The sequence below is a fragment of the Filifactor sp. genome, assembly GCF_057248345.1.
In genome coordinates this window covers 1-14,511 of record NZ_DBHIIC010000014.1, presented here as the reverse complement: position 1 = coordinate 14,511, position 14,511 = coordinate 1, and the positions used below count along the sequence as shown (strand labels likewise).

10 protein-coding genes, 1 other RNA gene and 1 other annotated feature are annotated in these 14,511 nt (G+C 34.6%); of the genes, 9 read left to right on the top strand and 2 right to left on the bottom strand.

The genetic code is table 11. The features are described from left to right. Positions 1-124: 124 nt before the first annotated feature. The gene (locus ACO5GE_RS04155; RefSeq protein WP_484829671.1) at positions 125-862 is read left to right on the top strand and encodes a ComF family protein; all 738 of its coding nucleotides are present in this window, start codon (positions 125-127) and stop codon (positions 860-862) included. A gap of 157 nt (positions 863-1,019) precedes the next feature. Here ACO5GE_RS04155 and ACO5GE_RS04150 read toward each other — a convergent pair whose 3' ends face one another. Both ACO5GE_RS04150 and ACO5GE_RS04145 read right to left on the bottom strand, forming a co-directional pair. Continuing rightward, positions 1,020-2,375, bottom strand: a complete 1,356-nt coding sequence (locus tag ACO5GE_RS04150; protein WP_484829670.1) for an MATE family efflux transporter — start codon at positions 2,373-2,375, stop codon at positions 1,020-1,022. A 408-nt stretch (positions 2,376-2,783) separates the two neighbouring features. Next, positions 2,784-4,130 carry a sodium-dependent transporter gene (locus ACO5GE_RS04145; protein WP_484829669.1) on the bottom strand — a complete coding sequence of 449 codons (1,347 nt, stop codon included), beginning with the start codon at positions 4,128-4,130 and terminating at the stop codon, positions 2,784-2,786. 419 nt (positions 4,131-4,549) lie between these two features. Here ACO5GE_RS04145 and ACO5GE_RS04140 point away from each other — a divergent pair, with 419 nt between their 5' ends. The 8 genes from ACO5GE_RS04140 to ACO5GE_RS04105 all read left to right on the top strand — a co-directional run. Next, positions 4,550-5,302, top strand: a complete 753-nt coding sequence (locus ACO5GE_RS04140) for an ABC transporter ATP-binding protein (RefSeq protein WP_484829668.1) — start codon at positions 4,550-4,552, stop codon at positions 5,300-5,302. Positions 5,303-5,386: 84 nt separating this feature from the next. Continuing rightward, positions 5,387-7,489 carry a COG1361 S-layer family protein gene (locus tag ACO5GE_RS04135; RefSeq protein WP_484829667.1) on the top strand — a complete coding sequence of 701 codons (2,103 nt, stop codon included), beginning with the start codon at positions 5,387-5,389 and terminating at the stop codon, positions 7,487-7,489. After that, positions 7,482-8,852, top strand: a complete 1,371-nt coding sequence (locus ACO5GE_RS04130) for an ABC transporter permease (RefSeq protein ID WP_484829666.1) — start codon at positions 7,482-7,484, stop codon at positions 8,850-8,852. Before ACO5GE_RS04135 ends, ACO5GE_RS04130 begins: the two co-directional genes overlap by 8 nt. A 385-nt stretch (positions 8,853-9,237) precedes the next feature. Next, positions 9,238-10,500: a redoxin domain-containing protein gene (locus tag ACO5GE_RS04125; RefSeq protein WP_484829665.1), complete on the top strand. Its 1,263-nt coding sequence runs from the start codon at positions 9,238-9,240 to the stop codon at positions 10,498-10,500. Between the two features lie 54 nt (positions 10,501-10,554). After that, an RNA gene (ffs, locus tag ACO5GE_RS04120) (signal recognition particle sRNA large type) lies at positions 10,555-10,818 on the top strand. Positions 10,819-11,596: 778 nt separating this feature from the next. Further along, positions 11,597-12,355, top strand: a complete 759-nt coding sequence (locus ACO5GE_RS04115; protein ID WP_484829664.1) for a hypothetical protein — start codon at positions 11,597-11,599, stop codon at positions 12,353-12,355. Positions 12,356-12,433: 78 nt separating this feature from the next. Continuing rightward, positions 12,434-12,673 (top strand) — a binding site (T-box leader). Positions 12,674-12,946: 273 nt separating this feature from the next. Next, on the top strand, positions 12,947-14,140 hold the full coding sequence (locus ACO5GE_RS04110; RefSeq protein WP_484829663.1) for an amidohydrolase: 1,194 nt from the start codon (positions 12,947-12,949) through the stop codon (positions 14,138-14,140). A 127-nt stretch (positions 14,141-14,267) separates the two neighbouring features. Next, the coding region (locus tag ACO5GE_RS04105) for a MetQ/NlpA family ABC transporter substrate-binding protein (protein ID WP_484829662.1) at positions 14,268-14,511 on the top strand (244 nt) is incomplete at its 3' end.

Here is a 14,511-nt window from a genome sequence, read left to right as displayed (position 1 = left end):
AATTGATCGTTAAATAATATGTCGTATTCTATTAGCGATATGAAAAATTATTCTTTGTTCGAAAACATATAGGATATTTAGATTCAAAACAGCATGATGGAGAAAAATTTAGGGTGGAGTTGTTATGAAAATAGAGTTGTTTCAAACAGAAAAACTTGATGAAATAAAAGAGTTTTTTGAAGAATTGATTTTTCCGAGCAATTTAAATTGTCTTGGTTGTGGGCAGAGTATTTGGAACAAAAATCCATACAGTCTGTGCCACAGCTGCTATCAAAAACTGGAGTTTACGGATCAAGTCTGTAAGCACTGTGGAAGAAGAACATTGATTGGAACAGGTTGTTTTTGTCAATCGGAACACTATTATTTTGACTGTATTGATACTTGTTTGGTGTACAATGATTTTTTGCAAAATCTAATTTTCCGTTATAAGTACGGACATCAGACCTATTTGAGTCGATTTTTCACAGAATTTTTAGTACAAAAATTGGAGGAAAAGAAAATGTCCTTTGATTATATCACATATGTTCCGATTCACAGAAACAGAATGAGGGAACGTGGATTCAATCAAACGCAACTCCTTGCAGAACTGGTTGGAGAATATTTTTCTGTTCCTGTCATTGAATTTGTCACAAGAACAAAGGATACTCCTTTTCTTTCGTCATATCGACCGTTCCAAAGAATGTTACTTGTTGAGAATGCTTTTGAGCACAAAGAAATTGAAGTACAATCTAATAGCAATATTTTGCTCTTGGATGATATTGTTACCTCCGGTAGCACATTGAGCACTGTTAGCAAAGTGATAAAAAAAGAACACGAAGGTTGTCGAGTTCATTGTATGACGATTGGCAATGCAAGAGTATAGGTTCGAATATAAAAATATAATCATCGTTTCAAAAAAAGAGATATAGTAAGGATTGATTTTTCGAGGTTTAGAAAGATGAAAGAAACCACAGTTTTGAGAGGCTGTGGTTTCTTTCATATCTAGATAGAATTGTTAAGAAAGTGGTTGTATCGTGACATTAACTCAAATATTTAATTCTATTTTCATATAGCTTTTTGAAAAGAAAAATACTGTTTAATGTTGCAACCAACTCTGCAATCCAAAATGCGGACCATACTGCATTTAGTGTCGAAATTTTTGACAAAATATAAGCAAGTGGAAGTATAATAAGAAGTTGTCTCATAAAAGAAACATACAAGCTGTATTTTCCGATTCCAAGTGCTTGAAAGAAAGAGGATAACAGGATTCCAATTGCAGCAATCGGAAATGAGATGGAAATAGTCCTAAGTGCCGGAATACCGATAGATAACATTTCGTCAGATGCATGAAAAAAGGATAATAGAATTTGAGGAATCATTAAAAATATTATCATCCCTATTGTCATGATAATGAGTGCGATATAGATTCCGTATTTTAGGGCATTTAGCATACGTTCTTTGTTTCTTGCACCGTAGTTATATCCCATGATTGGCATCAAACCTTGTGTAAGTCCAAATACCGGCATAAATACAAAAGATTGAAGTCTAAAATAAATTCCTAATATAGAGACTGCTGCAGATGAAAAGGAAATCAAAATGGCATTCAATCCTCCGATAAGTATTGCTGCAATGGATTGCATCATCATAGAAGGAAAGCCGACAATATAAATTTCTTTTACAGTATTCCAATTGAAAGAGTATTTTTTGATATTGATGTGTACATCATGTTCTTTAGTGTAGATGATATAGAAAGAAAAAAGAAATGCGAACGCTTGTCCGATAACTGTTGCTATCGCTGCTCCGGTTACACCTAGTCTAGGTGCTCCAAACAAACCGAAAATCAAAATCGGATCCAAAATAATATTGGTAATGGCACCGGATAATTGAAACAACATAGGATACAACATGTTACCCGTTCCTTGTAGTGTCTTTTCAAAATTGATTTGCAAAAATACAAAAACAGAACATATGGATACAACCTGTAAGTAAGATACAGCTTGATAAAAGATTTCCGAATCGGAAGTAAATGTAGAAACAAAAGGTTTTACGGCAAAGAGACCGATAAAGATAAATACGATACTACTTATGATAGCTAAATAGATTCCATGTGTTGCAGCTCGATTTGCATCTTCCTGGTTGTGTTCTCCAAGTTTTCTGGAGATATAGGAGTTTAATCCAATGGCAGTACCTACTGCAATAGAAATAATTAGTATTTGGATAGGAAATGCAAGTGTGATAGAGGTAAGCGATTTTTCGCTTAATTTGGATACAAAGATACTGTCTACCACATTGTAGAGTGATTGAATCAACATGGAGAACATTGCGGGTAACGACATACTAAAAATAAGAGGTAGCATAGGAGCAACTCCCATTTTATTTTCTTTTATTTGTGCCATAAAAAATCTCCTTTCAATATAGATAATGATAATAAAACAACATGACGATTGACTGAGAATCATGCTGTTGTTATGCAAAAAAATAGGATAGTTTTCTGTTTTTAGAAAAATATCCTGCTGATAAACTTACTTTGAAACTGTCATAAGAAGAATTATTTGTAAGGACTTCTTATCAGTAGAATCTGATTGAACTCACTAAAATAAAATAGGGTGCTTTTGAAATATCCATATAGTAACTTGAAATAATGACAGCTATTAGTAGAGCAGATAGTAGTGTAAAATAATAAATTCATATATCCATAGTTTTGTAGTATATCATAAAAAAAAGATGGAGACAAGCGAAAACCAATGAAGTTTTGCTAGTCTCTATCTTTTTTATAGAAAGATATTTTATGACATTTTAAATTACTATTGGAATAATTTCACTAAACCTGAAGAATTCAACCAAATTACAAAGATTGCAACAGGGATAATGTATTTAATCATAAATGCCCAATAACCTCTTAATTTAAATGGTAAAGCATCATTGTTTGAAATTTCTTGAATTGCAGTCTCAGGCTTCCAAACGTATCCGATGAAGATACACATGAACATTCCTCCAAGAGGCATCAATAGACTTTCTGCAAAGTAACTTATCAAATCAAAGAAGTTCATTCCGAAGAAAGTAGTTTGGAATACTCCCATAGATAAAGAAGAAGGAACTCCGATTAAGAATGCAGCAACTCCACAGAAGATAACAGCTTTTTTACGTTCTACTCCAAAGTTATCGATTAGATAAGCAGCAGGACTTTCTAACAATGAGATTGAAGAAGTAATAGCTGCAAATAGTACAAGTAAGAAGAACAATGCTCCAAAAACAAATCCTACCGGAATGGAGTCAAAAACTGCCGGTAATGTGATGAAGATTAGTCCAGGTCCGGCTGTCGGTTCAAATCCGAATGCAAAAACCGCCGGTAAAATAGCGAATCCTGCCAATAAAGCTGCAAGTGTATCTAATGTTGGAATAATCAATGCACTTTTTTCCAAGTCAGCGTCTTTGGAAAGATAACTTCCGTAGGTAATCATAATCCCCATACCTAAACTCAAAGAATAGAAAACCTGGCCTAATGCCGCAACGAAAACGTCAATTGTAACTGCTGAGAAGTCAGGCATTAGATAGAATTTTAGACCTTCTGAAGCTCCCGGAAGAGTTACAGAACGAAGTACCAAGATTATAAGGATAATGAATAGACCGGGCATCATAATTTTACTGGTTTTCTCCACTCCACCTTCAATTCCTTTTGCAACAATAAGAATGTTGATTAACATAAACAATCCGTGCCAAACCAATGGTTGAATCGGACTGGAAATGAAATTTGAAAAATAAGCGGAAGAATCTGCTGCCATAACAGAACCTTGTCCTGTAAGATAGTTTACCAAGTATTTCAGAATCCAACCTCCGATAACACTATAATAGGTAACGATTGCAAAAGGAACTATAATTCCGATAGCGCCTAAAATTTCCCATTTTTTATTTAATTTTTTGTACGCATTGATAGGGTTGAGTTTGGTGTTACGTCCAATTGCCATTTCACCAAGCATTACTACGAATCCGACTAAGACAACCAAAGCTAAATAAATGAGTACAAATGCTCCTCCACCATTTTTCCCTGCAAGATAAGGGAATTTCCAAAGATTTCCAAGACCGATTGCCGATCCTGCCGCCGCTAGTATGAAACCAAGACGACTAAAGGTTCCACGATTGTTGTTTTCCATATTTTTCTCCTTTCTATACTGCGTTTACGTTAAATATAATGGAAGAATATCTAACGGATAAACAACACAGTAAATAATAAATATTTGTATTAGGTACCAATTATACTAAAGATTCAGAACATTGTAAATAGTAAATAAACAATAAATGCTAGAAATTTTTAAAATAGTTTGTAGAATTTGAATATTTAGTATAATAGCAACGAAAAGAAACTATATCACATTTTGGAAGATATGTCAAAATATTTACAGACTATTTTTTATTGTAATCAGTTTTTAATTATTTAATGATATAAAGTATGATATGATGGAGAAAAATAATTATGTTCAAAGAATGATTTTGAAAGAATGATTTTGAAAGAATGAAGTTATTGTAAATCAAACAGTTAAATAAGAAACTGTTTACATGAGGAAGTGATAGAATGGTGTTGGAGGAAAGGAATAAAAGGGATGTTCAGTCAGATGAAACAACAAAAAAATCTTTCATTCAAATCAATCATATTCGAAAAGTGTTTATGATGGGAACTGAGAAAGTAGTTGCACTGGATGACATCAGTTTGAATATTGACAAAGGTGAGGTTGTTTGCTTTTTGGGAACTTCCGGTTCCGGAAAATCTACTTTTTTGAATTTGGTAGCGGGATTGGAAAAACCTACAAAGGGTGAAATCTTCATAGGAGGGATTCCTATTCATAAGTTGAATGAAGAGCAAATTACTTTATTTCGTCAGAAAAATATAGGTTTTATTTTTCAGGCATACCATTTGTTACCTATGTTAACCGCAATAGAAAATGTAAGTTTACCATTGATTTTTAGAAATGAAAATAAGGAAAAACGTGAAGCATTGGCAAGAGAGATGTTGATAAAGGTAGGCTTGAAAGGTTATGAAATGAGAAAACCGAGCCAAATGTCAGGGGGACAACAGCAAAGAATTGGAATCGCAAGAGCATTGGTTGCCAGTCCTAAGATTATTTTTGCAGATGAACCTACGGGTAATTTGGATACCAATACAACGAAAGAAGTAATGGATTTAATCATTGGTATGGTTAAGGAAAATAATCAGACTTTGATTTTGGTAACACATGACAGAATGATTGCAAATTATGCCGATAAGGTAGTTACTATTCAAGATGGAAACATTTTGAGTGTGGAGGAAAAAAATAAAAAGTCCTGTTAGAACTGAATAGGAATTGATGTTGTTAGTTAGATTGGATGGATATGAAGATAGAAACAAATGATAGTTGTAAAGGAGTGTTGAAAGATGAAAAAAAATAAAAAAACGGTACGGGTGGTGCTTTGGGTATTGATCGTATTTATGGTGGTGAGCGTTGTATTGCCTGCCTTGGCTTTTTTTCGTTCTTCAGCCTATGCCCAAGGTTATGATTTTACTATAAGTGCGACTACTACGCTTTTAGAGAAGGGTAAGGATGAAACAAAGTTAAATTTCAAGATAAAAAATAATACAGGTTCTAAGAAAGAAAAAGTACAAATCAAGATTGTAGATGCGGAAAACACTACAGCTTTATCAGGATCCAGTGATTCTATGACAATTTTGGCTTCTGAAACCAGGACGTTCAGCATCCCTATCAGTACCTATAATATTGATAGTGGTTGGGAGTATTGGTATAAAGTGAAGGTATATGTGAATGGACAAGAAGTGACGAATAATTCATTCTCTTCCTCCAAAATCAGTTCTTCTACAGAAGGTAAATATACGGTAGCCGTATATGAAGGTGATAAAAAAGAAGATGATTTCAAACCTGGAGATGGCGATAACGCAAAGCAGTATAACGGGAAGATTAGATTGTCTTTGGAAATACCACAGGGAGGAGTAACTGTCGGAAATAATAAGGTAAGCATAAAAGCGAAAAATTTGGGAAATTCTGCGTTACAAGATATGAGAATCGGATTTACCGGTTTGCCTGATGGTGTAACTCTTCCAAATCAAGCGATTCGAAAGAGTGTTGATACAGCAACCATCAATGTTGAAAAAACAGCAACTTACTATTTTGATGTGAAGGATGATGTAAAGACAGGAAATTATCCGATTACATTGTTTGCAGAAGGAAAACTACCAAACGGAAGTATTTTTTCTACAGAAGAAACAGTATATCTTCATATAACAGGCTCTCAGAAAGAAAAACAAAGAGGAGATATTTCTATTCGAAATGTCAGATTGCCTGAAAAAGCAAAGGCAGGAGAATCATTTACTCTTTCCTTTGATGTTGTAAATACAGGAAATGGAAATTTAGAAGGTTTGAAAGTTAGTGTTGAAGGAACAGATGGTATTGTTAACAAATCAAAGGGAATCTTTATAGAAGATACATTGTTGGCAAAGCAATCGAAGAAATACAGCGTTACCTTTTTCTCCAATTCCAAAACGGAACCTAAGAATTACCCTATCAAAATTGCAGTAGAACCTTTGGAAACAAAAGAAGGAGAAGGAACGATTGCAACAAGTCAATATGCAGGGATATTCATATATGGTGGCGGAGAAAATGCTGATAAACAAACAGATGGTGTAAAAAACCCTCAAATTATGATAGAAGATTATGCTTATGGTGGAAATGATGTGCAGGCGGGACAAGAGTTTGTGCTACATTTAACCTTAGCGAATACAAGTCAAAAGACATTGAGAAATATTAAAGTTTCTTTAAGTGCAGATGAAGGAACCTTTGTTCCCGTAAATTCCAGCAGCTCGTTCTTTATTGATAGTATGGGTTCTAAGTCCAGAATAAAAAAAGCAATGCGCTTTGTGGCAAAACCTACTGCTGAACAAAAGACTTCTGCTATTTCTGTAGATTATAGTTATGAGGATTTACAAGGAAATGTGTTGACAGCAAAGGATACTATTTCTATTCCGGTAGTGCAAAAAACGAAATTGGATATTGGAGAAGTGAATATTCCGACAGAAGGAGTATTTGAAGGGCAACAGGCAAACTTTTCTGTAACATTCTATAACTTTGGAAAAACAGTATTGAGTAATTTGAATGTAAAGGCGACCGGCGATTTTACTCTTGAAGATAAAAATGGATATTTTGTAGGAAATATGGAAGCCGGAAAGAGCGATTCTTTTGATTTTGCTATCATTCCGGATAAAGTAGGAACTGTAGATGGAGAAATTATATTTTCTTATGAGGATGTGTCGGGAACGATGCAAGAAGTAAGAAAACCATTCCAATTTGAAGTAAGTGAATTTATTCCACCGGAAGATCCTGCGAATATTCCTGAAGATAATCAAGATACCAATAAGGGTAAAAAAATAGCAGGTGTAAGTGCTTTGGTTGTTTTGTTGGCAGGAGCCGTAATTTGGAAGAAGAAAAAGAATAGAAGCAAGGCGAAGGAGTTGGAAATCGATGAATAACTATGATTTATTGTCGATGGCATTTCGAAACTTGAAAAGAAGAAAAGTACGAAGTCTTTTGTCTATTGTGGGAGTTGTAATTGGAACAACATCTATTGTGGTGATGCTTTCGTTGGGAATTGGATTGAACGAAGGAAACAAAAAACAAGTAGAGAAGTATGAAAATTTGCATATTATTCAAGTGATGAATCCTGGAGGAGTAAACAGGCAGACAGGCGAGAAGATTGTATTAGATGATAAAGCGTTGAGGAATATTTTAGCGATTCCGGGTGCTACTGAGGCAACACCAATTATACAGCAATCATTGAGGATTGTATCGGGCAAATATGTTGCGGATGCTACTGTAATCGGTATCAGAGCAAGTGCAATGAAGGAGTTCAACTATAAGGTGAAAGAAGGAGGAAGAATTTTAAGAGCCGGAGATAAAAATGCTATGGTATTTGGCGAAGATGTCCTTTACGACTTCTATAACCCGAAAAAAACTGATTTTGCACCGTATGTAGAGCCGGACGAAAATGGAAACCGTCCAAAACCGACAGTAGATGTTTTTTCAGGAAAGTTGTTTCTGACAGGAGATTTGGAGTATGGTAACAAGAAGAGAAGAGATGGGGAATCCAACTCCGGTTCCGGTACAGATGCCGATAAGAAAAAATATAAACAATATCCGATAAAGGCAGTCGGAGTGTTGGAAAGTTCCGGTAGCTCTACGGGTTATCAAGTGATGATGGATTATGATTATTTGAGCAAGATATTAGAAGAAGTTCAAAGTTCACGAGGTGAACGTCTGCTATCTTCCAAAAAGAAATCCTATGAACAAGTATCAGTATATGTCAAAGATGTAGAAGATGTAAAATCTGTTTTACAGTCCATAAAAGACATGGGTTTCGAAACGATGTCTCCTCAAGATTGGTTGGATCAAGTGGAAGAACAAGGAAGGTTGATTCAGGGAGTTTTGGGAGGAATCGGAGCAATTGCTCTTTTGGTTGCAGCGATTGGAATTACAAATACCATGATTATGTCTATCTATGAGAGAACCAGAGAGATTGGTGTTATGAAAGTAATCGGTGCAAATTTAAAGGACATTCGAAACTTGTTTTTGTTGGAAGCAGCTCTAATTGGAGTGGCAGGTGGAGTGATTGGAGTCGTTTTCAGTTATCTCATCTCTTTTGCCATCAATATATTTTTGGCACCATTCTTTTCACAAAATATGATGGGTGCGGAAGGAAGTAATTTGTCTATTATTCCATTTAGCATCGTAATTTTAGCAATTATTTTTTCAACAGGGATTGGTGTTCTGTCAGGATACTATCCTGCAAACAGAGCTATGAAAATTTCTGCTTTAGAATCTTTGAAAAATGAGTAGTTTTAAGAACTGAAAGGTTGCAAGTGAAAAACAATATGTGTTGACATGATAAAAAATATCAATGCATATTGTTTTTTTTTGAATATAGTTGGGTATATCAATAAGCAATTCGAATAAGTAGCTGTTTTCGAATATGAAAATATGATGTTTGATTATAATGAGCACATGGTAAACTTTAGATTTTATGTATGATAAAGACTCGTATGTAAAATTCTATTGAAGAAGCCTTGTCCCACCTACGAGTGTATAGTACACAAATGTAAGTTTCTCAGAGCAATCAGTCGGAACTTGAAAAGATTGTTTTTTTGTTTGTATTTGAATGTTTTGTACGCAAAGTTTTTTCAGTGAGGAATATATAATCAAAACAAAATAAGGAGGAAGAAGTATGAATCAGGTTATTAGTGTCGAACACTTTAACTTTTTATTGGTGTTTTTAGAGGGTGTGTTGTCTTTTTTCTCACCTTGTATCTTGCCTATCTTACCTATTTATTTAGGATATTTAGCGGGGCAATCGGAAAAAGATGCGAAGAAAAATAAGATAATCAATATGTTGTTTTTTGGATTAGGGATTGCGTTATCCTTCTTTATCTTGGGGATTGCGTTTACAGGACTTGGAAAGTTTTTTGATACAAATAAGGCGATTTTTAGTAGAATAGGTGGAGTAATTATTCTCTTACTTGGTCTTTATCAAGTTGGATTTTACAAAAGTGATTTTTTAAATCGTGAAAGACGAATAAAACCGTTGTGGAGTACAGGGAAAGTTGGTCCACTTGTTGCACTTTTGATGGGATTTACTTTCAGTTTTGCTTGGACGCCTTGTGTAGGACCAATGTTGTCTTCCGTATTGATTATGGCATCGGGAGCTAAGACGGCATTACTTGGAAAAGTTTTAGTAGGAGTATATGCAATCGGATTTTTGATTCCGTTTTTATTGTTTGGAATTTTTACAGATATCATTATGAATTTTGTAGAGAAGAGAACGAGAATTTTTCAGTGGATTCCTAAATTGGGAGGCCTTCTGTTAATTATAATGGGATTGATTATTTTTACCGGTCGATTTAACTCCATAACAGGATATTGGAGTAGTGTAGCAGGACAAGAATCACAACAAACAGTTACAGAAGAACAAGCAAAACAGACAGAGCAAAAGACAGATGAAAAAGAGAAATCTGAACAGAATCAAGATGCCAATCAGGAAGCAGATATTATTCCCGGATGGAACTTTGAAGAAAAAGATCAAAACGGTACAGTTCATACTTTAGAACAATACAGAGGAAAAGTGGTTCTATTGAATTTTTGGGCGAGTTGGTGTGGTCCTTGTAATGCAGAATTGCCGGATATCGAGGAGCTTTATCAGGAATACGGGCAGAACGAAAAAGACGTTATTATTTTAGGAGTCACGAATCCGAAAACAGAACAGTTTTTACAGTCTGCAGATGTAAATGAGGACGAATTGAAGGAATTTATGGCGAGAAAATCACTTCAATTCCCTACGATGATGAATTCTTCAGGAAGTATTTTTGGTGATTATCAAGTGAGTGCGTTTCCAACTACTTTTATCGTAGATAAAGAAGGAAACATTGCCGGATATTCTCAAGGAGCTTTACCTAAGGATGTATTAAAAGATGCAATTGAGAAGCTGAGATAAGTATCTTTATAAAATAGATTGACGGATATTCAGGAATTTGATAAAATGTGTTTGCTATGCTAGACGGGGAGTTAGCGGTGCCTTGTAACCTGCAATCCGCTTTAGCAGGGTTGAATTCCATACTGAGGGGGATCTTGGTTGTTATGCCGAAAGAGAATTATGTTGATTCATTGGTCCCATGCAATAGAAGCTTATGAACCTTGTCAGGTCCGGAAGGAAGCAGCAATAAGTAATGTCTTCTGTGTGTTGTGGGAGTGCTGATGATGAGTAGTTTTTGACGAAACAGACAATTGAAACACTTCGAAGTATGGTGCATAGCATCTTGTGAGAATTATAGAAAGAGTTGGTGAAAAGTCCGACTCTTTTTTATTTTATTCATATCATAAAGATATAGTTTCAATCTACATTCTATATAAAAAGAGTTTGTTAAAATTACTACAGATAGAACAAAACAGATAGGACAAAACAATATTTTTACTTACGGTATTTTGTAAAAGTACAATATTGAGTAGAAACATATTTTGAAAAAACAGGATTTGATGTCTTGGAATGTTATTTGTGTTTTTCCTTTGAAGAAATTGGTGCTGAAAATTTTAACTGATGAAATCAGTAAGTTATTTTGAAGTATCAAACAGAACCTATTTTTCGATTGCGATAGGTGCTGTTTTTCTATCTTTATCATTAAAACATTGGTTTTACTTTGTTTTCTTTTTTTTGTTAGTCTTTTCTTAAAAAAACATGATGTCAAAGAATAAGATGACGATAGGTATGGTGTTTTGAGTATTGATTGAGGAATTTAGAAATTTGAAAGAAGATAATTGCAGAACACTTTTTGTAAACGAATCAGATTTTATGTTTGTGATAGGATTGAAATTGAAGCAAGACATCAAATTTAAGTAAGAAAGATATCATAATAATTGTGGAGAGGATTATTTTTTGTTTCTAAATTGTAAAGTTTATTTCATCAGAATAGAGTATAATATATTTAGGGTTAATGGAGTTTTTCTGAAATTCTATTGACTACTATGTATGAGGAAAAAGTAAAAGACTTTTTCGCTGAAAAGAAGTAGTAATACTTTTTTGAAAGGAGAATATTATGAAAAAAATAAAGTGGATGACACTTATGGTGAGTCTGTGTTTGGTATTGGGATTATTTGCAGGGTGCAGTAAAGATACTCAAGATGTGAAAAATCCTGAACCTCCTGTTGCTACAAATCAAGATTCACCTTCACAAGGACAGGAAAAAATAGAAACACTGGCAACAATTTTCCCTCAAGATGCAGTAGAACATTTTTATCATGGATATTCAGAGTTTGGATATTCTTTGAAGTTTGAAAAAAGAGAAGAAAAAGATGGAAAAATAAATCTTATCTATAAGGGATATATGATTGATGGAGAGGGAGACGATCCAAATGATAGAACTTTTAAGATGGTTTATGAGTTGTCAGAAGAGGGTGTGGTTGTTAGAATAGAAAAATCCAAAGAGTTTGGAACCTATGATTCTCTTCATTTGATGAACTCTGTAGTGGAAGAGCAACATGTATTGAAGTTTCCTTTGGAAAGAGGAAACAAGTGGGAAGAAAAATTTATTTTCCAAGGGAAAACTTATACCGCACACTCCGAGATTGTGGATGTGTATAAGTCTGATGCCGGAAATTTATGCTATAACGTAACAACACATGTGGACGGAATTGATGGATTCCTGGATAACACTTATGATGAACTGAGAGTATATGAAGAGGGAAAAGGGCTAATTAAATTTGAAAACAAGTTACCTCTATCTGTATTTTCTTCTGAAAGTATAGGGATGACGGCTGATGATTACAAGTTTATGTATAGCTTGGTAGAAAACTAGGAGAAACCGAAATAAAAAAATTTAAAATTTATTGTTGACAATTTAAATAATTGTGATATACTGTACTATAAGTTCATAAGGATTGTGATGAAGAGAAGAGTATATTTGAGGAAGATTTTCAGAGAGATCAGTTAGGTGAAAGTGATCAATACGAATCAAATAGAAGATGGTCTTGGAGCATTGTAGTCGAATGATTAGATTACAACGGGAAGTGCCCGTTATAGCACGACGGTATGACGAGAAATCAAGTACCGGTAGAGGTCAAAATAGTGATGTTTTGATAAACAAAAGGTGGTAACGCGATAATTCGTCCTTTTTATCTGTTTTAATACAGGTAAAAAGGACTTTTTTTATTTTTCTTTTCTGTCATGAGCGATTGCTTTCATCAGAAGGAAGAAGAGGTGTTGCCAAGTGAAGAAGAATTTATGCTTGATGTTATGAAGAGTTTTTCAATAGCGGAAAAAAGAATCTTGAAAAAATCAAAAAGTATTCTTTCGATCATTCCCATAGAGTGAAACGATTGGCAAAATTCTTTATTGCATCAAAAATGATCTCATAAATTGCGATAGATGAGAAAGGAGGAGAAAAATTTTGGAACAAAACTTATGTTTAGAGTCTGTTCATTTAGATGATGATGTAAAGAAATTATCAGAACAGATTATTGCTTGGAGACGACATTTTCATACACATCCGGAACCTAGTTTGAAAGAGTACAAGACTTCCGCTTTTATTAAGAATTTATTAAGAGAGTGGAACGTTCCTTTTATCGAAGTAGAAGAAACAGGTATTTTGGCAGAGTTGAAAGGAACACAAGGAGAGGGAAAAACAATTTTTTTGCGGGCTGATATGGATGCTTTGGAGATGCCTGATAGAACCGGAGCGTCATATTGTTCCCAAGAAGAAGGGTTAAACCATTCTTGCGGACATGATGGACACACTGCAGCATTGCTGGGAGCAGTTAAGATTTTGAAAGATAGAGAGTTCAAAGGAACGATAAAATTTATTTTTCAAGCTGCAGAAGAAATTGGACGAGGTGCGAAACAATTTATTCATGGAGGATATTTAGAAGGAGGAGATTTCATTTTTGGAATCCATCTACATTCTCCGTCAGAAGTTGGAAAAGTTTTGGCAGTAGAAGGACCTATCAGTGCATCTTGTGATATTTTTGATATCGAAGTGTCCGGAGAAAGTTCTCATTGTGCAAAACCACACCAAGGGAGAGATGCTTTACTGGCATCGGCACATATAGCAGTTGCGTTGCAAAGTATTGTATCTAGAAGAATTGATCCGTTACAACCTGTTTTGATTGCAATTGGAGAACTTCACGCCGGAACAAAATACAATATTGTAGCCGGAAAAGGAATCTTGAAGGGGACGTTGAGATGTTTTGATTCAAAAACAAGAGAATTTGCGTTACAAGAGATAGAACGTGTTGCACAAGAAACGGCAAAAATCTATGGAGCAACAGCTGTATTTCATAATTTTGCAGCTTCTCCGGCATTAGTGAACAATAAGCCGGGTATGGATTTGGCAAAAGAAATATTAGAACCGATTATCGGATTGAATAATATTGTGAGTCAATCAGTTTCCAGTTTGGGTGGAGAAGATTTTGCTGAATATCTGGACTGTTTGCCGGGAGCATTTTTGCATGTGGGCACGAAGAATCCGAAAGATGACCGAACATGGTATCCGCACCATCATGAAAAATTCGACATTGATGAAAGAGCATTGCCAATCGCAACACAAGTTCATGTCAGTTATGCACTTGGATTTTTAAAAAAATAGATAAAATGAACACAACAGATGTTGATGTTCGAACATGAATTTATTTTAACAAATAAGTTATATTAACTAAGGTATTAAAATTAATTATAAATACAAAATTTTTTAAAATTAGGAAGGGGAACAAAACATGAAGAAATTAACAACATTATTTTTAGCAGGACTTTTATTAACAGCAACATTGGTAGGATGTGGTCAAAAAACAGATCAAGAGGCTACAGCAACAGACACTGGATCAAATCCGGTAGTATTGAAAGTGGGAGCATCACCAATTCCACACGAAGAATTATTAAAATTTGTAGCACCTAAATTGGAAGAAGAAGGTGTAAAATTGGAGGTTGTAACTTTCACTGACTATGTACAACCAAATGCAG

Bases quoted from the DNA above. Each gene is read 5' to 3' on its own strand.
- ACO5GE_RS04155 (WP_484829671.1), top strand. From the start codon at position 125: ATGAAAATAGAGTTGTTTCAAACAGAAAAACTTGATGAAATAAAAGAG.
- ACO5GE_RS04140 (WP_484829668.1), top strand. From the start codon at position 4,550: ATGGTGTTGGAGGAAAGGAATAAAAGGGATGTTCAGTCAGATGAAACA.
- ACO5GE_RS04150 (WP_484829670.1), bottom strand. From the start codon at position 2,375: ATGGCACAAATAAAAGAAAATAAAATGGGAGTTGCTCCTATGCTACCT.
- ACO5GE_RS04125 (WP_484829665.1), top strand. From the start codon at position 9,238: ATGAATCAGGTTATTAGTGTCGAACACTTTAACTTTTTATTGGTGTTT.
- ACO5GE_RS04145 (WP_484829669.1), bottom strand. From the start codon at position 4,130: ATGGAAAACAACAATCGTGGAACCTTTAGTCGTCTTGGTTTCATACTA.
- ACO5GE_RS04115 (WP_484829664.1), top strand. From the start codon at position 11,597: ATGAAAAAAATAAAGTGGATGACACTTATGGTGAGTCTGTGTTTGGTA.
- ACO5GE_RS04135 (WP_484829667.1), top strand. From the start codon at position 5,387: ATGAAAAAAAATAAAAAAACGGTACGGGTGGTGCTTTGGGTATTGATC.
- ACO5GE_RS04130 (WP_484829666.1), top strand. From the start codon at position 7,482: ATGAATAACTATGATTTATTGTCGATGGCATTTCGAAACTTGAAAAGA.